Raw genomic sequence first — 21,241 nt, 5'->3', positions numbered from 1 at the left:
TATTCCTGTTACAGTTACAGGAATAGGATTAACCGTTATAGGAAAAGTTAGCAGGGATACGTGGAACTATCCGAAAGCAAAAGCGGGTAATATAGCAGTTGCTGTTGGAATTCCAAAAGTCGGCAACGAAGTAGTAGGCGATAAAGGTGAGATTATGACACTAAATATTCTTAAGAAAATTAAGAGCCTTGATTTTATAGAAGATGTTTTGCCAGTTGGTTCAAAAGGTATTGAATATGAAGCAATGGAAATGGCTAAAACTGGTAATGTAGTATTCAAAGGACATGAAGCTATTAGTCTTGATGTAAATAAATCGGCTGGACCTGCTACTTGTGCTGTTTTGGCAATGAATAAAAAGCATCTTGAAGAATTAAAACAAATGGTTGATATTCCTGTTAATGTTATTGGTGAATTTATTTAAAACTTTTTCTATATTCTCCAGGTGAAATACCGTAATATTTTTTGAAAACATAGCTGAAGTGTTTTACGCTTATATAGCCAACTTTTTTAGTAATATAATCAAGCTTTAATTCATTGTTCTTTAATAAGTTGGCTGCATGTTTCAGTCTCACTTCTGTCAGGAATTTTATATAGGATTGTCCTTCAAGTTCGTGAAATAAATTGCTTAAGTAAGAATAAGATATACATAATTCATCTGCGATAAGGGATAAACTAATGGGTTCCATATAATGTTTATAGATGAATTGTTTAGTCTGTTCTATAAGTAGGTTCTCATCACACATTGAATTCTTTTTGTGTAGATTCTCAATTATTATGTTAGACAGATTAGTTATAAAAATGGATATGCTTTTTTTGTCCGTAAAGCTACCTTTAGAATCTATTAATACCATATAGATTTTATTGATGATATCTTCATTAAGAGGAAGATTAATTTTTAACTGATTTATTATATAATTGAGTGCTTTTAATAAATAGCAATCATTTATTTGCTCATACAAGAAATTCCCTATATCTTTAGATAGTACTTCTAGATTGACTACATCATTATTATGAATTGTGTAGATTAAATTAGCCATGTAACTATGTAAAGTTTTAATGTATTCATGATAGAATTGTTGTGAATATATTTGAATATTACTCGGTTCAGCTTTACTGAATAAAGTTTGCAAAGATGCCTTTTTTGAATTTTCATAGGATATATTCAATTGAAGTAATTCATTTTCTTTAGTACCTGCTATAGAAAATATATGCAAGTTGGTTTCTTCGTAATAGACATCATCAATTTTTTTATAGATATCCATAATTACCTTAGTTGAATCTTCTTCTTCCCCAACAGGAATAAGTAATACTGTATTTTCATTAGAATCTATAAATACTTTTACAGATGTATTCTTAGTTTGTTTTTTAGCTGTATTGAAAAGCAATAATTTCAAAAGAATTAAATTAGATATTTTAATATTATTTTCAATCAATATATCTTCTGTAATTTGCATCATAAGGATTATACCTTCAGCATCAATTAAATTAATGTTTAAATCATATAGTATGGGATAAAGGGATTGAATTTCCATATGAGAACCTGTAATGACAGCTTTTAAAAATTTGGCTACAATAGCCTCTTTATATTTATTGGATGCCACAATCAGGTCATTGTATTTAAGTTGTTCGCATTGCTCTTTACAGCATATATCGGCTACAGATTCCAGCATATTTTTTAATTCATCATTTATTATTGGCTTTAATAAGTAACTGCTGACATTATACTTAATAGCGGATTTTGCATAATCAAATTCTCCATAACCTGATAATATAGCACAACGGATTTTTGGATAAAGATCATTGATGTGTTTGCATAATTCTATTCCGTCCATCACTGGCATTTTTATATCGGTTAAAACTAAATCGACAGAATGATTTTTTAATACTTCAAGTGCATCTACACCATCCATTACATCACCAACAATTTCCCACTTATCACATAATTTTGGAATAATCTGTTTTAAGAAATTCCTTGTTAATTGTTCGTCTTCAACAATTAATAATTTATACATGGTTAAACCTCCCTATAATGATGTCTTCGGTAAAATTATCTTAACTGTAGTACCTATGCCTTCCTTACTAGCAACCTCAATACCATATTCCATACCATATTTGATTTTAATACGTCTGTTTACATTAATCAATGCAATACCATTACCCTTTTCAGATAGATTAAAACTTGCTCCAATTTCTTGTTCAGAATCTAACTTTTGTTTTAATTTCATCAACATAACTTCTGTCATACCAACCCCATCATCTTTTATTATAAATATTACATTATTTTCTGTTATGGAATTTGTTATTTCAATAGTTGTTGTTTCCTTTTTCGCTTCGCAACCATGAATAACAGAATTCTCAACTACAGGTTGCAAAAGAAGAGCGGGAATTATATAATTATTCAGATTATCATCTATGTCAATGATATAATTTAACCTATCATTGAATCTATTTTTTTGTATTGTTAAATATGCATCTAGTAATTGTAACTCAACTGAAAGAGTAATTTCTTTATCCATATGTGTTAGTCCTCGTAATATGATACTTAGTTTGTTAATGGTAGTAACTGCTCCAGGTAAGTTGTCAGACTGAATCAACATACTTATCATATTTAGAGTATTATGTATAAAGTGTGGTTGTATTTGGTTGAACAGAGTATTGATCTGAGCTTCTTTCTGAAGATATTTAGCTTCATATATTTCACGGACTAATGTATGATTCTCCTTAAACATTTTCTTGAGTTCACCGACCATGTTGTTCAAGGAACTTGATAGATAGCCTAATTCATCATTAGATTTTATAGGGAATATAACATCAAGGTCTCCATCTTGAATTTTATGTATGTTGATTATAATCTTATTCAATGGTCTAAGGAACATGTATAGGTATAATATTATAAGTAATAGTGCAAATATAAAACTGACTAAAGTAACTATGAATGCACTTTTTCGTACATCTGATATTTTTTCATTGATAGTTGATAATGATGTAATACCTATTATAGTCCAATCAGCATCTTCTATAACATTCTTATTGACTAGATATCCTTTGTTATTACATTTAATGGTAGTGTAAGGATTTTTATCATTATAGGTTTCAGCATATATATTATATATATTGTCACAAGTTAAATGAGGTACATTAGAGAATATAACTTGCTGATTAGCATCCATAATTATAAGACCGCCATCTTTCCCTAAGTCCACTTTATTACAGATATCGCTAATACCTGAATAGTTAGCATCTACTTTAATCACTCCTAGAATTTTATCAGTATTCCTTGTACTTCTCAAAATACTTACTATGGAAAAAACTATATTCTTAGGATTTTTGATAATCTGTTCCAGATGAGCTGAGACAAATATAGGTTGCTTTTTTTCTAGAGCTTTCTTGTACCAATGATATTTAGTAAAATCTTGATTAGATTTTATTGTTGAAGTTATACGTTCGCCTTTGTAGACTTCATCAGTCAATATGAATACTCTTAATATATCTTTTCTTGGAATGATTAAAATCTGTTCAAGAAAATCTTCAATTGTTCTAGTTCTATAAAGAGTTTTTAAGTCAGAGTCATCAATTGTTTTATCTAAGGCATCCATAACATCTTGGTCATAGTAAGGCGATAAGGATAATCTATATAGGTCATCTAAATATGTTCTAATATTCAGAGAGGTTAATTCAACTATCTGTTGGACTTTTTCTGAAGATTGTTCCATAATACTTGTACTATATTTATTATAAGAGTATATAGATACAAATAAAATAGATGTCAACGTAAGTAGTGCGGTACATATAAAAAGTTTTAACGAAAAATTCCAACTTATTCTTTTCATTCTATCATACTCCTATAAATTTTTATTTCTTATTTGAATGGATAGTTTAATTAATCCAAAAAAATTACTAATTAATTATACCATATTATTTTTATTTTATAGATTATATATAAAAAAAACATACCATTATCTAAAATATAGGGTATTTATTTTTTTATAATGTGGATATACAATGAAATTACAGCAATAATAATGGGAATTATCAAATTTCCAAATTAATAAGAAAATGGGGGATTACAAAACTATGAAAAAATTTATATCTTTGTTACTAGTTATCATGACTTTTTCATTATTTACTGGATGTACTACAAAAGAAAAAGACGAAGCTGTGGATAATACTCCAGTAAAACAAAATGATGTGGACCAAGATCAAAAAGAACCTGAATCAGAGCAAGAGAAAGATGTTGTACATATTAAATTCTTTACAGGAAAAGTTGAAACAGTGGATTTGATGAATGAAATTATTGATAATTTCAATAAATCACATCCTGACATCGTAGTGGAACAGGAGTTTCAAAAGGATGCAAGTAATGTTATCAAAGTCAAGTTTGCATCCAGTGATATACCAGATATTACTACAGTAGTTGCACAAGAGTACATCGATCAAGGTAAATACTTAGATTTATCTAATGAAGTATGGTGGGATCGTATTCAGCCAGCAATAAAAGACATGTGTACAGATGTTAAGAGTGGTAAACAATACAGAGTTGCAAGTAATATGACTATGGCTGGTCTATTCTACAACAAAGCAATTTTTGATGAATTAGGTTTAGATGAAGCAAAAACTTGGGAAGAGTTTGAAGAAGATCTAGCTAAGATAAAAGAAAACAAATCAGATGTTGTACCACTTTTTATGGCTGGAAAGGACTCATGGACATTAGGACATCTAGTAGAGTTCATGGCTCATGGAGTTGTTAAGCAGACTTATGGTGTCACTGATTCCAAAAAAGCATTTTTAGCTAATGATGATGAAAAACTTCAATTTGGTGCTGAAGGTGGACCAATGGATAGTTTTGCAGCTGCAATAATAAGCGGAAGAGATAAAAAACTATTCAATAGTGATTTCTTAACTGCAACTTATGATAATCAAGTTGAAATGTTCTCTAATGGTGAAGCTGCTGTCATTAGCCAAGGTATGTGGGCACTTAGTGGTATATTAGAGAAAAGCCCAGATATGGCTGAGAGTATTGGATTCATGCCTTATCCAGCAATAGCGGATTCAACTAAACCAGTAATCTTAAGTGCTGAAGACTCTGCTTATGCTATTACTTCTGCTTCAAAACATCCAGAAGAAGCAAAAGTATTTTTGGATTATTTATTCGGGGCAGAGAATCTAAAAAAATATAGTGAATCTATTAAATCACCATGTGCATTTAAAGATGTTGATGCAGATTGGGGTCCAATAAAAGAACAAGTTAATACAGCACTAGAAAATGGTGTAAATATTGGATTTACCAATGAGTGTCCTTCAGGATTCTCAGGTGATGATGCAGGAAGAATGGTTCAAGAATTATATGCAGGACAATATGCGACTTCAATGGATTTTGCAAAAGCTTATAAAGCAGTTTGGGATAAAGCATGGAATGCATCTAACTAGTTATTTAGGGGCTGTACTAAGTTGTACCATAAACAATAGGCAGCCCCCTATGTTTCTGTTGTTGTAGATAAGCATTCTATTCAACTTATAAAATCAAAGAAAATATATTGAACTTATTGAAATGGGTGTATAAATGATTAAGTTCAATATATAGTAATATAATTAATGTGGAGTGATGACGGAGTGATTATTCGAAATAAGATAGTTTCTAAATTACATAATTTTATGATATTACCAGCTTTTATATTATTCTTTATATTTTTCATATATCCGTTGATTAAGGGTATTGGGTTAAGTTTAACAGATTATGATGGTATGTCAAAAGCCAATTTTATAGGATTAAAGAATTTCATTGATTTTTTTCATGATAGTCGAGCTAAGAATGACGTAATAAACACTGTTCTTTTTGCTTTGGGAAGTGCTCCACTATTGAATATATTCGGTTTTCTATATGCTTTATTATTGGATAGTAAATTCAAAGGTAAAGGTATAGTAAGAACCATTGTTTATTTACCAGCAGTTGTCAGCCCATTGATTATGGGTTACATCTGGTACTTTATTTTACAACCACAAAGAGGCTTTTTATTTGCAACTCTTGAAAGAATAGGTCTTGGTGTTTCTAATTCCAATTGGATGGGAAATAGATATATGGCTTTGTGGGTTATCATTGTAGTTAATGTATGGCAGTTTGTAGGAATGACGATGGTAGTTTATCTAGCGGGATTACAAGCTATACCTGAAGAGATGCATGAAGCAGGTAAGATTGATGGAGCTACTTACCGTCAAAGGATTAGATATATAGTACTTCCTATGATGATTCAGCCTATCAAGATTAATGTTATAACTAACATTATAGGTTCGTTATCAGTATTTGAAATAATTATGGCATTAACAGACGGAGGACCAGGATATAGTACAGAGTCATTAAGTATTTATATCATGAGAATGTGTTATGGTAGTTTTACTGGATACTCAACCGCAGTTGCAGTCATTCTATTTTTAATCATTCTATTACCAGTATTGTTATCGCTGAAATTCATGAAATCAAAAGAGTATGATGCGTAAGGGGGCGACATAGTTGAAAAAATTTTTAAGAATTCTAGTTATAATAATAATTACATTACTTGCATTATTTCCTTTTTATATTCTTAGCTTATTAGCATTTACACCAGCATCAATGAACTTTACAAAAGAATTAATTCTCCTTCCAAAATCATACTTTGAGAATTTTGGTGCAGCTTGGGAAAAGGCTAAAATGGGTCGCTCAATTATTAATTCCCTAATAATTACCCTAGGATCAGTAGGAGTCATTGTTTCATTTGCTAGTATGGCCGGATACGCTATTGCTAGAGTAAACAATAAATTCAATAGAATAATATTCTACTTAATGTTAGGTTGTATGATGATTCCAGGGATTATCAATACAGTACCATTATACACATTGATGATTAAAATAGGTGGAATTAACACACACTGGGCAATGATATTGGTATGTGCTGCTAACGCTTTACCTTTTTCAGTATTCTTATTCACAGGATTTATTAGAGGATTACCTATAAACATTGAGGAAGCAGCAATAATTGATGGTTGTACTAAGATAGGTTCTTTCTGGCGAATTGTTTTTCCAATATTGAAGCCGGTTACATCAGCAGTCATCATTATTAATGGATTGAATATATGGAATAATTATGCTCAAGCTATATTTTTCCTTCAAAAACAATCAATGCGAACAATTCCTCTCGCTATTTCCATGTTCTATCAACAATATGGAGCAAAGTGGCATCTAATGGCAGCGGCAGCAATGATTGGTTTAGCACCAGCAGTTGTAATATTTATTATCTTCCAAAAATATTTTATTAAAGGTATTACTGCGGGTTCTGTAAAAGGATAAACAAGTAATAGCTAAATTACATAAAAATGAAAGGTGATATTATGAAAGACTTGATACAAGATATTTACCCGAATAAAGCTCAATATTTAGAAGGGGAAACTATAGAAATTATAATAGAATGGAAACAAAATGTTAATCCCATTGATATTTGTATTTCACTAGTGATTTCTCACTTAGATGAAAAATACTTATCTATTACCAAATCAGTAAATAATAGAAACGAAAATTCGGTAATAGAAATAGAACCTCTAAAAGTAAATGGATATGGTGTGGATATAAATATTTTCGACGATGAAAAGATTGTTGCAACTTACTCAACCGCTGTTGATGTAGTCACAAGTCACAAGGATTCTCCAAGATATGGTTTTCTTAGTGAGTTTGAATCAAAAGATGTATTAGATGATGCAGACATATTATCACTGAAAAAACTTCATATCAATATGGTACAATTCTATGATTGGATGTATAGACATGATGATCTAGTAAATGAGGAAGCAAATTATATTGATTTGATGGGTAAAAAAATATCACTGCAAGCAATCAGAAGTAAAATAGATTTATGTCATGAAAATGGAATGAAAGCAATAGCCTATGGTGCTGTTTATGCAGCCAGCAAACCATTTTATGAAGAACATAAAGAAGAGGCATTATATGGTAGTAATAAGCAGCCTATATCTTTTATTGATAAATTCATAATTATGAATATTGAAGAAAAATCTCCTTGGCATAGTCATATCATCAATGAATATGAAAAAACTATTAGATGCCTGGATTTTGATGGTATTCATATGGATACTTACGGTTATCCTAAAAAAGCAATAAGTAAGTTGAATGATGAGCACATAGTTAATCTAGAAAAAGAATTTCCTATATTGATTAATAATACAAAGAAACAGTTAAGCAAGGTGAAAGAGGATGTTACTTTAATATTTAATAATGTAGGGAATTGGCCTGTTAGTTCTACTTGTCATGCTAATCAAGATATGGTCTATATAGAAGTATGGGATCCTTATAGCACTTATAATCATATACAATCCATAATTAGAGATGCTAGAAGAGAGACAGATAAACCTATTATTCTAGCTGCTTATTTGAAACCTTTTATGGATGAAGGTGAAGAAACAGGGGCTTATGCTCTGAAAATATTGACAGCTGCAATTATTGCTAATGGAGCATATCATTTGATACTTGGTGAAAATCAAGGTATATTAACTCAAGGTTACTATGTGGATTACTATAAAATAAGTGATAATCTATTTAGTGAAATAAGGAAGTACTATGATTTTATGATTAGATATTCAGATTTGTTCTATGATAGGAACCTTATAGACGTATCTATGACACATGCTTATGGAGATAATGAGGAATACGTTTTTGAAGGTGATGATTTTAGTGCAACTGCTGATTCTAATAAAATATGGACAATTATTAGAGAGAGCCATGACACAAAACTAATCTCATTGATTAATTTGAAAGGAAATGATGTGATATGGAATAAGGGAAAAGAGGAACCAACCAGAAATTCTGATATGAAACTAAAGATTCAAGTAGAAAAAGAAGTAAAAAATGTTTATATTTCTTCACCAGAAAAAACTATACCTGTTAAATGCCCTTACAACATAGTTGCTGGAGAACGAGGGAATATATTATCAATCAACCTTAAACGACTAGATATTTGGACAGTTATAGTAGTAAGACTTAAATAGATGTGTTAGATACTATATATGAAAATGAGGAGTGAAAAAGATGAAAAAATTCATGAGTTTATTTTTATCTCTTAGCTTACTTTTATTAACAATAAATACTACTAGTAATATTGCATTTGCTGCGGATAATTGTGCAATAACAGAAGTTAGCGTTGATAAAGCGAGATATAATACTGGGGATAATGTGACCATTTCTATCAAAATAGATAACCCAGAAAGTGTGGCGGTATCAAAAACAGTAACAACTAATATATATCATTTAGAGAATATCGTAGATACTTATAGTTCAGTTGTTGATGTTCAGCCTAATACGACTACTACACATACGGTAACATGGACAGCACCACAGAATAATTACACAGGATATCTTATATCATCAGATATAGGTGATGGTGTTGAGGTTACAACTGGAGTGGACGTATCAAATGATTTTACAAGATATCCTAGATATGGATATTCTGTAGATTTTCCTGTTGGGGAAACACAAGATGAAAGTAATACCATGATAGAACAGCTGGCAAAAGATTATAATATCAATGTAGTCCAGTATTATGATTGGATGTATAGACATGATATGAATTTCCCTGATAGTGGAAATACATGGATAGATTTATTTAATAATACTATCAGTGAAACAACTCTTCAAAATAGAATTGATAAGGGACATGCCCTTAACCAAAGTGCTATGGCTTATCAAATGGCATATATGGTACGTGAAGATTATGAAGATTATGGAGCTAAAAAGGAATGGGGACTCTACAAAAACAAAGATTATAACATTAGTTATAGTAAAGATGACCCATCAACTATTAATAATATAGATCAATTGATTTTCCCACTTGAAGGAAGTCCAGCACCTATATTATTTGCCATGAATCCAGCTAATAAGGATTGGCAGGATTTCATGAATAATCAATATACGTTAGCTGTTAACCGTTTAGGTTTTGATGGTATCCAAATAGACCAAATGGGTGATTTCTGGGGAAACATTAATTATTATGATTACTGGGGTAATTACGTTGACCTTAGTAAAACATTCTCAGATTTTGTTAATGATTCAAAAGAAGCATTAACCAGTAACAATAGCAGTAAAAATTATGTGACAATGAATGCAGTTAATGGAGCAGTACCACCAAATGATAAATTCTCTACATGGGATATTATGAATAATGCGGATACTGATTTTCAATTCAGTGAAATCTGGCAGAATTCACCTACATATGATAGTTTGAAAAAATATATTGAATGGCAGAGATTGACAGATGGTGGAAAAACAATGGTTCTAGCAGCTTATATGAATCAACATAGTAATGTTGGAACTTTATACGAAGCCGAAAATGCGATTTCAAATGGATTAACAAATGGAAATGACAATGGTACAACTTATATCACTGGATTTGATAGCATAGGTGATAATGTTGATTTTAATATTTCAGTTCCAGAAGATGGTGTGTATACATTAGTAATCAGATTCTCTAATGGAGCTTCATCAAGAGCAGATAAAAATATTTATATTGATAATGAAAAAGTTATGACAGCTTATTTTGACCTGACTAGAACTGGATTAATGCCTGCTAGTCCAAGCTGGTCTAATTATTCTAATGAAGCAGCTTTTACAGATCCAAAAACTTTATACCTTACAGCAGGAAATCATAGTATAAAAGTTCAGCAAGATAGTGAAAATGCTGGAGATATCCGTATGGATAGTGTTACACTTGGAACTTTTAGTAAAGCGTCTGTACGTTTAACAGATTCAGCCATAGCTGCATCAGGTGCTATGCACATAGAAATGGGAACTGGTCTAAGTATGGCTAATGGAACAAGTAATTATAGTGACTGTGTTATGTTAGGTCATCCATATTATCCAAAAGCTTTTAAAATGATGAGAAATGATTTAGAAGAAGAAATGCAAAATCATTATGACTTTATTACTGCTTATGAAAATCTTCTATATGACCCTGATATTAATCCTGTTGATGGAGGAACACAAACAATCAGTATTGATAATGAAAGTGTTACTGGTTCAGGGAAAAGTGGTAATATATGGTTTATACCAAAGACAAAAAATGATGACTATGGTATATTGCATTTAATTAATTTAACATCAGAAACTAATACTAATTGGAGAGATGCTACTGATGACCCAATGACTAAAACCAATCTTCAAGTAAAATATTATATACCTTATCATAAATCAGTATCTAACCTATATATGGCTAGTCCAGATAGAAATGATTGTATGACAGAGAATCTTTCATTCACTACAGGTACAGATAGTGTTGGTAAGTATATTAGTTTTACAGTTCCTGAGTTAAAATATTGGGACATGATTTATTTTACATATGGTAATGAGAGTGAACCATCAATATATGAAGCAGAAGATTCCATCAAAAAAGATGTAAGTACTAATACTGATCATAATGGTTACACAGGATCAGGATTTGTTGACTCCTATGGAGAAACATGGGATAGCGTTTCATTTGACATAGAAGTTGAAGAAGAAGGAGATTATACATTAAGCTTCTCATATGCTAATGCAACAGGTAGTGAGTGCAGTAGAGAACTTATTGTTGATAATCAAAACAAAGGTAAAATATCATTCCAACCATTATCAGATTGGGATACTTGGGGAATAGCTGAAAAAGGAGTACATCTATTACCAGGTAGACATAGATTAGTAGTGTTAGTCACTCATGAATATGTCGGTTCCATAAATTTAGATAATATGCGTGTTACTAAGTTATCTGAGACTGTTAGAGGGGTATATATGAATAACTGGAAGGATTCAGTATACCTATGGAAAGAAACTCAAAACAATCTGACAAAACCTCTATTCACTGATGGTCCTTCTATATATGAATTAAGATTCTACGAAAAAACAGATTCTGATGATTATAATAGAAATGAAATCAAGAATTACAGCATGTTCTTTAGAGATGAAACTGATAACAAGGTATATACAACTGGAAGTAATTTCAGAGCTTCAGGTCATTTTGGTGATGATGGTATTTTCCATACTGATTATGAAACTTATGCAGGAGAAAAAATGTCTCCAGAGATATCAAGAGATTATGCTGCGATACCTAATGAGAATTTCATGGTTGTAAGATATACTGTTAAGAATAATACAGGAAGTGAAAAAACTTATAATATCATGGATATGCTTCATGTGGATAATCATAGTAGTAATGATATAACAGCTTCTTATGATTCAACCAAGAAAGTAACGACTATAGATATGAGTGGAGCAGGACAGTATTATGTAGCTCATGGTACATTAGAATCAACTATCAATGACTACCAAGTGGCAGATGATACAGAATCAAATACAAATAGTAATATTTGTTCACCATGGCATACTTTTAATAACGATGGTACTTTGAAAAATAATGATTCCGTGACTTGCAGAGAAGATATTTCAACTGCATTTACTAAGTCGGTTACTTTACAATCACAAGAATCAACTGATATATATTTTTATATAGCAATAGGTAAAGATAATATAGAAATTCAAAATGCCATTGATACAGCAACAGGACAAAATGGAAGCTATTGGATGAATGCTATGGAAACTAATTATTCAAATTGGTTGAATGAAGGTGAATCTGTAAACTTTAATCAGCCAAAATTAAATTATTGTTATGAAAATATATCTGTAGCATTAAAGCAATCAATTGTACCTGGAACATATAATGACGGTGTAAAAGATGTAGCAAAATTTGCATCACTTCCAGCTACAACTAATCCATCAGCTTATTCTTATAAGGTATGGGCAAGGGATTCAGCTGTTACAGCTATGTCACTAGATGCTTCAGGTCATACTGATGAAGCTGAATACTATTGGTATTGGCTTGCAGATCGTCAAATAAAGATTGATCATGGTGATTGGAGAAAACCAGGTACTTTCTGGACTTGTTATTGGATATGGAATAATGACCCAGTATCTTTCGTTGAACCGGAGTATGATTCTATAGGTATGTTCCTAGTAGGAGCTTTTAGACATTATGAGAGTCTGGATGAACCAGCTAAAACTAACTTCCTAAACAATATATGGGAAGATTATAGAAGGTCAGCAGATTTTGCAATGAACCACATTGATTCCAATGGTTTTGGTAAAGCAGATTGTTCTATATGGGAAGAGCAAATAGAATATAATGCATTTACAGAAGCTCTATATGCAGCTGGTTTAGATGCTGCTCAAGAAATGGCAAAAGCTAAAGGACTACAGTCTTTGGCAGATAATTATAATGGTGCTGCAAGTTCTATACGTTCAGCTATACAAAGAAGTTCTACAGATTCAGAACCAGGATTATGGAACCAGACAGACCCTAATAATAGATATTACAATAGAGCTGTTAACCTTAATAATACACCAAGAACAACAGTAGATGCTTCAAGTGATGTTTTAGTTACTTATGGTGTTATTGATATGATGTCAAAGCGTGCTTATGACCATTATAATAAAGTTACTAATACCATATCTCATGACACATATGGTGTAACAAGATATGAAGGAGATAGTTTCTATTCAGGCAAGAATTCTTGGGATCCAGGTGGAGTGGAGGCATTTGAAGATGAGCCTTCTTGGCCACAGATGACTATGTGGGTAGCCATGATGGAACTTTTCAGCGGTTATGATTCTCTAAGAGACAATGCTCTAAGACGTCTAGAATGGTTTGCTGATAGAACTGCATTAGGTTATGCACCACAAGGAGAAGCTGTTTCTAATGTTACATTAAAACCAATTATCAGTACTATGATAGAGCCTATTACAGGAGCTGCATATATTATGACTGCTCTAACTTACGAAGATAAATTTGATATGCGTATTACACCAAATCAATATAACGCAGGTGCTAGATATACTGTTAATGTTCATGATGGATGCAGAGATACAAGTAATGCCTATGACACTATATCAGATTGGCATCAATGGACATATATACCTTACTATTTAGACAAAATAGGTGATAATACTGCTGGTAATTCAACAAGAGATATTGAAAAAATATATATTTCCAATGACGATAATAATATGTATATTAGAATTGACAATGTAGGAAATACTTTACCTAAGTATAACGTAAATGGTGACAAGTTCGTAGTTTCTGTTTACTCACAAGATTTTAGTAATGGAAGCATTAGTACTACTAACAACAGTTTCTACGGTACAACATTAGATAGAGATTATGGATACATGGTTACTAGAAGAAGCGATGATTCCAATTACTCAGCATACAATGTAGATTCTAATAATAATTGGCAGTTGGATAAACAAATCACTAGTGTTATTGCACCTCAATGGGAAAATACTTCTGGTAGAATAGAAATGGTTATTCCACTATCAGAGCTTTCAAGTGGAAGTGTTAATACTGGAGATTGGGCTAATATGAAGATCGCATTAGGACTAGATAATGGTTCAGGTATGCAAGAAACAGATTATATGAATATTCATTATAGAATTACTGGTAACAATGAAAGCTGGTTATTCGGTAATTCAGAAGAGTAAAAGTTAATAAAATTAGACTATGTAAATATTACGTTGTAAAGGAGCTGGCTATATGAGCCAGCTCCTTTATTTTAGATATGTAAGTATATTATCTAGACTTTAATATTTCCATTATAGCTTTCAATGTAAATAGAATAAGTAATATAACAATAAGTAGCTTACCCTTTTTATTGGATTCTCTAAAATCCCTTATTGTATATCTAATCAGACTTATTAATAATGTAATGATAAATATACAAAATACCAAAGAGATAAACATATATAATTTTTCTTGAATCATAACTTCATTACCTATTATTAATTCTATCACTGTTAAAAGTAGTACTAAAACAAATGATATTGAGAATATAATAAGCCAGTATTTTGAACTCACGATTATTGTTTTTCATTTTTCGTCCTTTAATCACTTAATTTAATTGTATATCTTTAATCGACTATTTTATCTAGTAGAACGGTTATGAATAACCTTATACTTATTTCAAAAATCTACTTTGCTTAAATAATCAACTATATCTTCTTTCTTAATATTTAAAATTACTTTATCAAGATACTTAAATTTTAGTATAGGTTTTTTTATTTCAATAAGAGCATCTACTTCATCTAATAAAATATCTTTTTTAAATACGAATTGTTCCTTTTTTGTAAAATTATATTGGTTTGCTATATTAGTGTCTTGGGTGAATAAAGATAATGTATTATTTTCTAATATGAACTGTCCTATAGCCCATGGTTCGAATTCTATTCCTTTATACATTACCTTATATTTCAATTCGTATGCGAATTCAATTTCATCTATATCCACATTCTTAACTAATATATTACGATGCTTATTACCTAACACATCAATATATTCTTTAAATCCTATGTTAATATCTATAATATCATTACTAGTTAATTCAAGGATGTTATTGGTAATATTTAATAAATATGTTTTGTTTTTGTACAAACAGTAATTTTTACTCATTTTATACCTCACTTTAATTCAATCCATTTGATTTTTTTATCGAATATAAATTGTTGGGATACTTCTCCAGTTTTACTATCTACTATTTTAAATATATCTCCATTAACGAATTCTCTTGGGTCTTGATAGTATTCTGGTAATACAATATTTTTACTGCCAGTGAACCCTTTACCTGTAAAAGGATAATTATCTACTGTTGGTTCCCAATTTGGAATAGATAATTTATTAGAATCACCAACTGTATATTCTATAGTTCCATAGAATTTATCTGGTGCTCCTGTGGATATTGATATTCCATCCACTCCATTTGTAACTTTAAAAGAAGTATTATCATAATCTAATCTAGCGCCTTCAAATTTTTCAGGCAATGTTTTTATGTTTACTCCATGTTCTTTGACTGCTGTAAAACCTCTTACACCATTATATTCTGGATTATATAAATAATTATAAATATCACTTTGTGGTACAATCTTTGACATTGTTGTATCAGCAGATGGTATTCCTATCTGATTCCTTATAGAATCTACTATTGCTTTTTCATTATCATTTAACACTCTATCAGGATGTAGTAATTCAGCAAATTCATCAGTGGAATATCCATTTTCGTTAATAATATTTTTAATGCTATCAGAGGTATTTAAATCAACATTGCTTGTAGTTTTACCAAGCTTTTTCTCAATCTTCTCAACAACATTATCAATTGTACCTTGTATCTTAGTAGTAAACTTATCCAACATAGATGATATACCATCTATAATCTTACTTACACCTTTTTTAGCTCCACCTAGCATCTTACTAATAAAAGGACTATCAAGGAGATTATCAATGGAATTAGGTAAGTTCTTTAACCATGAGATCATATGGGTACAAGCGCCTTTTATTTTCTCAATAATAGCTTTTGGGTTATCTATTTTAGATAATATCTTAGCTATAGCCTTAGCGTCATCACCTGCATTAAATATCTTTTTAAGTATTCCTTTTATTCCTTGTCCAATAGCTGGAATAAAAGCTATACATGATAAAGCAACATTCAGAAAATCGTTTTGCAATAAGTACAATCCAGCATTGATTAGATCACATACATCACCACAAAATGGTACCCATCCAACTATATCAAGGACTGTATGTGTCCACTCCATAGCAGTATCTAAAACACTACTGTTCTCTTCTTTTTCCTTTTCTTCTGCCCTTCTTATAGCTTCCTCATTACGATTATAGATCTCAAGATATTTAGCATCTATCTGCTCTAGAGTTAATGCTCCCTTATCTTTATAAACCATAAGTGTAGCTAATAGTTGTGGGTAATACTTAGGATTTATCCCTCTGCTGCTTGGGTCGGTTGCCATCCATCCTAGTACCATTGCATGACCAGCTTCTTTATAAGATGGTATATTACTAATTGCACACCTGTACTTATCTTCTGGATCAGAAAAAGTCTTTAATGTACTCATCCATGGCTCATAATCTAGTATAGCTATATCATTAGGTAATTCTTTTATAGCTTCTTGATGTTTTATTGCTAAATCTTTCATATTTTCATAAACAGGAGCAAAAAACTCACCTATCTTTTTAATATGAGACCAGATGTTATTCCATATATTAGAAAATACTGATTCAAAATCATTAGTTTTATCCACTGTGGTATATTTTGCAGCATATTTATTAATAAGTGGGTCATTGGCTACTATATTAAAATCAGTGTCAATAAGTATATTCTTATAAAAGGGTAACCCAGCTCTGTAAGCAATACCTGTACAAGGTTTTATATCAATAAAACTATCAGCTGTTTTTAGAGCATTTCTTGGATCATCTAATACAAAAAAATCAATAGTTGCCTGTCCTATCTTACGGAAAAAGTCAAGTAAATGTTTTATACTTGAACTAAAATCAAAACCATTAAAAGGATTGTTACCTTTAGGAGAATTAGAATTCTCATTGCTACTTATAGAAGAATTAATAGTAAGATTGTCTAAACCAACTAACTTACTAATACTATCTTCAGCTTGACTATATGCTTGTCCTGATGAGTTTATAAAATCTCCTAACCTGAAGATTTCATCTTCAAGTTTATTAATTTCATTGTATAAATTTCTCAGAGTACTATCTATACTATTTCTAGATTTAATATCCCAGTCCAATGAATTACGTATAGAATTAAAATTGTCTTTTACAGTGTCAACATTAGATGCAATACTTTTTACTCTACTTTCGTTTCGACTTAATTCTTGGTAGTGTATTGTTAATTCAGATATAATCTCACCTCCATATTATCATAATGTCTTATAGAATTCTAGTTATAATAAGTCAACAAGATGAAGTACCGAAAAAATGATTACTACTTGAAATAAGACTAAATAGCAATCAAATGTTATAAAATGGTAAAAAAGTATATCAATTTATAATATTTGATATATTCGTATGTTTTAATGTTAATACTATAAAAAATATTTTTCAACAAATCCTGACGAACGACACGTTTAATGGGATGAAATGCATATAAAATCAAAATATAACAAAACAAGATGCTGAAATCAGATAAAATTTGTGCATAATTACAACGCGATAATGTTTGAATCAATAAGAAAGAAAAGTGTAAAATGAACCATATTACACTCACCACATATCCGTTTAGTCCTCTAATAAATAAATCAACACCAAACTTACATAGTTGAGTATATCTAAATGATTATGGTATAATCTATCTAAATAGTGGAAGTGTTAGTACTGGAGATGGGGCTAATATGAATATTAATTATAGAATTACTGGTAACAATGATAGTTGATTATTTGGTAATTCAGAAGAGTAAAAGTTAATAAAATTAGACTATGTAAATATTACGTTGTAAAGGAGCTGGCTATGAGCCAGCTCCTTTATTAGAAAAACTTAAAGGTGAAATATTAATCATTATATTTTCTTGAAAATATCCTTATCTTTTTTATACATTCCTTCTAAAAAATCTGTATACGAATTTGTAATCTTATATATTCCTTCTTCAGCTTTACTTTCTGAATAAAAGTATATAGGTGGATTTTCTCCTTCATCTAGTCTGAAAAAACAGAACATACAGCCTTGACTCATCCAAAAAACAAAATCGTTGGAACTAAGTTTTTCTTTAGCATCGTTTTCTTCTAACAACTCATTTGCCCATTCATTTAATTCTAATAATTCATCCATAAAGCAAGAGTGTCCTCGTAAAAAGGTATGGTTAGTTCCTCTTCCCATTAGATTTAAAAATTCTATATATGCTTCTGGCAATTTTTTATCTACCAAGGCTTTATTTATCAAATCCAAATCTTCTTTTTTACAAGGATTCATAGGTATTTCATCGGTTGTGAGTACTTTTCTAAATTCATTTAAGTATTTCATTTATATCCTCCTTTATTTTATTACTTCAACGCGAACAACTTCAATATTAGGAAATTCTTTCTGAAATTGATCAACTATATCGGTACAATTATCACAAAATGGTCTTTCAGAAATAATCTCTATTTTACCTTTAATATTAGGGGTGTTCTTATATGTTTCTTTTAAATGTTCTATAATTTTTTGCTCGGTATGATTAGTATATTCTGGTATAGGACCTTTATAATGGTAATTATCAGGTTGAGGTGGTTTGAAATTTCCTTTATTTATGTAATTATTATCAGTGAATGTACCACTAATGCTTTCTAAATTAATTTCATTATCTCCAATCCAACCTTTTCCTGTAGCTACATTTCTTTTCTTTCCAGCATGATATTTTGTTCTTAAGTCATTAATTACATCTACATCTTTTTCTGTTGCAGTTCTAAAAGTTTTTTTTACTTGTTTTCCTAATTTTTTTTCAATCCAATTAACCATATCTTGTATTTTAGTAGTAAATTTATCCAACATAGATGATATACCATCAATAATCTTACTTACACCTTTTTTAGCTCCACCTAGCATCTTACTAATAAAAGGACTATCAAGGAGATTATCAATGGAATTAGGCAAGTTCTTTAACCATGAAATTATATGGGTGCAAGCGCCTTTTATTTTCTCAATAATAGCTTTTGGGTTATCTATTTTAGATAATATTTTAGCTATAGCCTTAGCGTCATCACCTGCGCTAAATATCTTTTTAAGTATTCCTTTTATTCCTTGTCCAATAGCTGGTATAAAAGCTATACATGATAGAGCAACATTCACAAAATCATTCTGTAATAAGTATAATCCAGCATTAATTAGATCACATACATCACCACAAAATGGTACCCATCCAACTATATCAAGGACTGAATGTGTCCACTCCATAGCAGTATCTAAAACACTACTGTTCTCTTCTTTTTCCTTTTCTTCTGCCCTTTTTATAGCTTCCTCATTATGATTATAGATTTCAAGATATTTAGCATCTATCTGCTCTAGAGTTAATGCTCCCTTATCTTTATAAACCATAAGTGTAGCTAATAGTTGTGGGTAATACTTAGGATTTATCCCTCTGCTGCTTGGGTCGGTTGCCATCCATCCTAGTACCATTGCATGACCAGCTTCTTTATAAGATGGTATATTACTAATTGCACACCTGTACTTATCTTCTGGATCAGAAAAAGTCTTTAATGTACTCATCCATGGCTCATAATCTAGTATAGCTATATCATTAGGTAATTCTTTCATAGCTTCTTGGTGTTTTATTGATAAATCTTTCATATTTTCATAAACAGGAGCAAAAAACTCACCTATCTTTTTAATATGAGACCAGATGTTATTCCATATATTAGAAAATACTGATTCAAAATCTGTTTTATCAACTGCTGTATATTTTCCTTCATATTTATTAATAAGAGGGCTATTGCCTGCTATATTAAAATCAGTGTCAATAAGTATATTTTTATAAGAGGGTAACCCAGCTCTGTAAGCAATACCTGTACAAGGCTTCATATCAATAAAACTATCAGCTGCTTTTAGAGCATTTCTTGGGTCATCTAATACAAAAAAATCAATAGTTGCTTGTCCTATCCTACTGAAAAAGTCAAGTAAATGTTTTATACTTGAACTGAAATCAAAACCCTTAAAAGGATAGTTACCTGTAGGAGAATTAGAATTCTCATTGCTACTTATAGAAGAATTTATAGTAAGATTGTCTAAACCAACTAACTTACTAATACTATCTTCAGCTTGACTATATGCTTGTCCTGATGAATTTATAAAATCTCCTAACCTGAAGATTTCATCCTCAAGTTTACTCAATTCATGATATAGATTCCTCATAGTACTATCTATACTATTACGTGATTTAATATCCCAGTCCAACGAATTATGTATAGAATTAAAATGGTCTTTTACATTGTCAACATTAGATGCAATACTTTTTACTCTACTTTCATTTCGACTTAATTCTTGGTAGTGTATTGTTAATTCAGATATAATCTCACCTCCATATTATCATAATGTTTTATAAAATTCTAGTTATAATAAGTCAACAAGATGAAGTACCGAAAAAATGATTACTACTTGAGATAAGACTAAATAGCAATCAAATGTTATAAAATGGTAAAAAAGTATATCAATTTATAATATTTGATATATTCGTATGTTTTAATGTTAATACTATAAAAAATATTTTTCAACAATTCCTGACGAACGACACGTTTTATGGGATAAAATGCATATGAAATCAAAATATAACAAAATAAGATGCGAAAACCAGACTAAACTTGTGCATAATTACAACATAATAATATTGAAATCAACAAGAAAGAAAAGTGTAATATGGTTCATTTTA

General features: G+C 30.5%; 12 protein-coding genes. 6 read left to right on the top strand and 6 right to left on the bottom strand.

The window, feature by feature from the left end; genetic code table 11:
- The coding region (locus ACX6CF_RS22785) for a hypothetical protein (RefSeq protein WP_458787680.1) at positions 1–421 on the top strand (421 nt) is incomplete at its 5' end.
- Here the strand turns inward: ACX6CF_RS22785 and ACX6CF_RS22780 are convergent.
- A complete protein-coding gene (locus ACX6CF_RS22780) occupies positions 414–2,012 on the bottom strand; it encodes a response regulator transcription factor (RefSeq protein WP_458787679.1) in 1,599 nt (532 codons plus the stop codon). The two genes, ACX6CF_RS22785 and ACX6CF_RS22780, sit on opposite strands and share 8 nt — an antisense overlap.
- 12 nt (positions 2,013–2,024) lie before the next feature.
- The gene (locus ACX6CF_RS22775) at positions 2,025–3,830 is read right to left on the bottom strand and encodes a sensor histidine kinase (protein ID WP_458787678.1); all 1,806 of its coding nucleotides are present in this window, start codon (positions 3,828–3,830) and stop codon (positions 2,025–2,027) included.
- 244 nt (positions 3,831–4,074) lie between these two features.
- On the opposite strand from ACX6CF_RS22775, the gene ACX6CF_RS22770 reads away from it, so the two are divergent.
- The 5 genes from ACX6CF_RS22770 (at position 4,075) to ACX6CF_RS22750 (ending at position 14,533) form a co-directional block, all read left to right on the top strand.
- Positions 4,075–5,427: an ABC transporter substrate-binding protein gene (locus ACX6CF_RS22770; protein WP_458787677.1), complete on the top strand. Its 1,353-nt coding sequence runs from the start codon at positions 4,075–4,077 to the stop codon at positions 5,425–5,427.
- A 183-nt stretch (positions 5,428–5,610) separates the two neighbouring features.
- On the top strand, positions 5,611–6,492 hold the full coding sequence (locus ACX6CF_RS22765; protein ID WP_458787676.1) for a carbohydrate ABC transporter permease: 882 nt from the start codon (positions 5,611–5,613) through the stop codon (positions 6,490–6,492).
- 13 nt (positions 6,493–6,505) lie between these two features.
- Positions 6,506–7,318 carry a carbohydrate ABC transporter permease gene (locus tag ACX6CF_RS22760; protein WP_458787675.1) on the top strand — a complete coding sequence of 271 codons (813 nt, stop codon included), beginning with the start codon at positions 6,506–6,508 and terminating at the stop codon, positions 7,316–7,318.
- 41 nt (positions 7,319–7,359) lie between these two features.
- Complete coding sequence (locus tag ACX6CF_RS22755; RefSeq protein WP_458787674.1) at positions 7,360–9,024, top strand: glycoside hydrolase family 66 protein; 1,665 nt, start codon at positions 7,360–7,362, stop codon at positions 9,022–9,024.
- Between the two features lie 40 nt (positions 9,025–9,064).
- Positions 9,065–14,533: a glycoside hydrolase family 66 protein gene (locus ACX6CF_RS22750; protein ID WP_458787673.1), complete on the top strand. Its 5,469-nt coding sequence runs from the start codon at positions 9,065–9,067 to the stop codon at positions 14,531–14,533.
- Between the two features lie 478 nt (positions 14,534–15,011).
- On the opposite strand, the gene ACX6CF_RS22745 is transcribed toward ACX6CF_RS22750, so the two are convergent.
- From ACX6CF_RS22745 to ACX6CF_RS22730, 4 genes are all read right to left on the bottom strand, one after another.
- Positions 15,012–15,497, bottom strand: a complete 486-nt coding sequence (locus tag ACX6CF_RS22745) for a hypothetical protein (protein ID WP_458787672.1) — start codon at positions 15,495–15,497, stop codon at positions 15,012–15,014.
- 8 nt (positions 15,498–15,505) lie between these two features.
- Positions 15,506–17,635: a hypothetical protein gene (locus ACX6CF_RS22740; protein WP_458787671.1), complete on the bottom strand. Its 2,130-nt coding sequence runs from the start codon at positions 17,633–17,635 to the stop codon at positions 15,506–15,508.
- Between the two features lie 767 nt (positions 17,636–18,402).
- Entirely contained in the window at positions 18,403–18,864 is a 462-nt protein-coding gene (locus tag ACX6CF_RS22735) for an SMI1/KNR4 family protein (protein ID WP_458787670.1), read from the bottom strand.
- Positions 18,865–18,876: 12 nt separating this feature from the next.
- On the bottom strand, positions 18,877–20,706 hold the full coding sequence (locus ACX6CF_RS22730; protein WP_458787669.1) for a deaminase domain-containing protein: 1,830 nt from the start codon (positions 20,704–20,706) through the stop codon (positions 18,877–18,879).
- Positions 20,707–21,241: the final 535 nt, after the last annotated feature.

This window comes from Vallitalea sediminicola, assembly GCF_054408565.1.
Note: the sequence above shows the minus strand (reverse complement) of the source record. Positions and strands in the feature narration are given on the sequence as shown.

Excerpts from the sequence above, each read along its gene's own strand:
- ACX6CF_RS22745 (WP_458787672.1), bottom strand. The coding sequence starts at position 15,497 with ATGAGTAAAAATTACTGTTTGTACAAAAACAAAACATATTTATTAAAT.
- ACX6CF_RS22755 (WP_458787674.1), top strand. The coding sequence starts at position 7,360 with ATGAAAGACTTGATACAAGATATTTACCCGAATAAAGCTCAATATTTA.
- ACX6CF_RS22780 (WP_458787679.1), bottom strand. The coding sequence starts at position 2,012 with ATGTATAAATTATTAATTGTTGAAGACGAACAATTAACAAGGAATTTC.
- ACX6CF_RS22735 (WP_458787670.1), bottom strand. The coding sequence starts at position 18,864 with ATGAAATACTTAAATGAATTTAGAAAAGTACTCACAACCGATGAAATA.
- ACX6CF_RS22775 (WP_458787678.1), bottom strand. The coding sequence starts at position 3,830 with ATGAAAAGAATAAGTTGGAATTTTTCGTTAAAACTTTTTATATGTACC.
- ACX6CF_RS22750 (WP_458787673.1), top strand. The coding sequence starts at position 9,065 with ATGAAAAAATTCATGAGTTTATTTTTATCTCTTAGCTTACTTTTATTA.
- ACX6CF_RS22770 (WP_458787677.1), top strand. The coding sequence starts at position 4,075 with ATGAAAAAATTTATATCTTTGTTACTAGTTATCATGACTTTTTCATTA.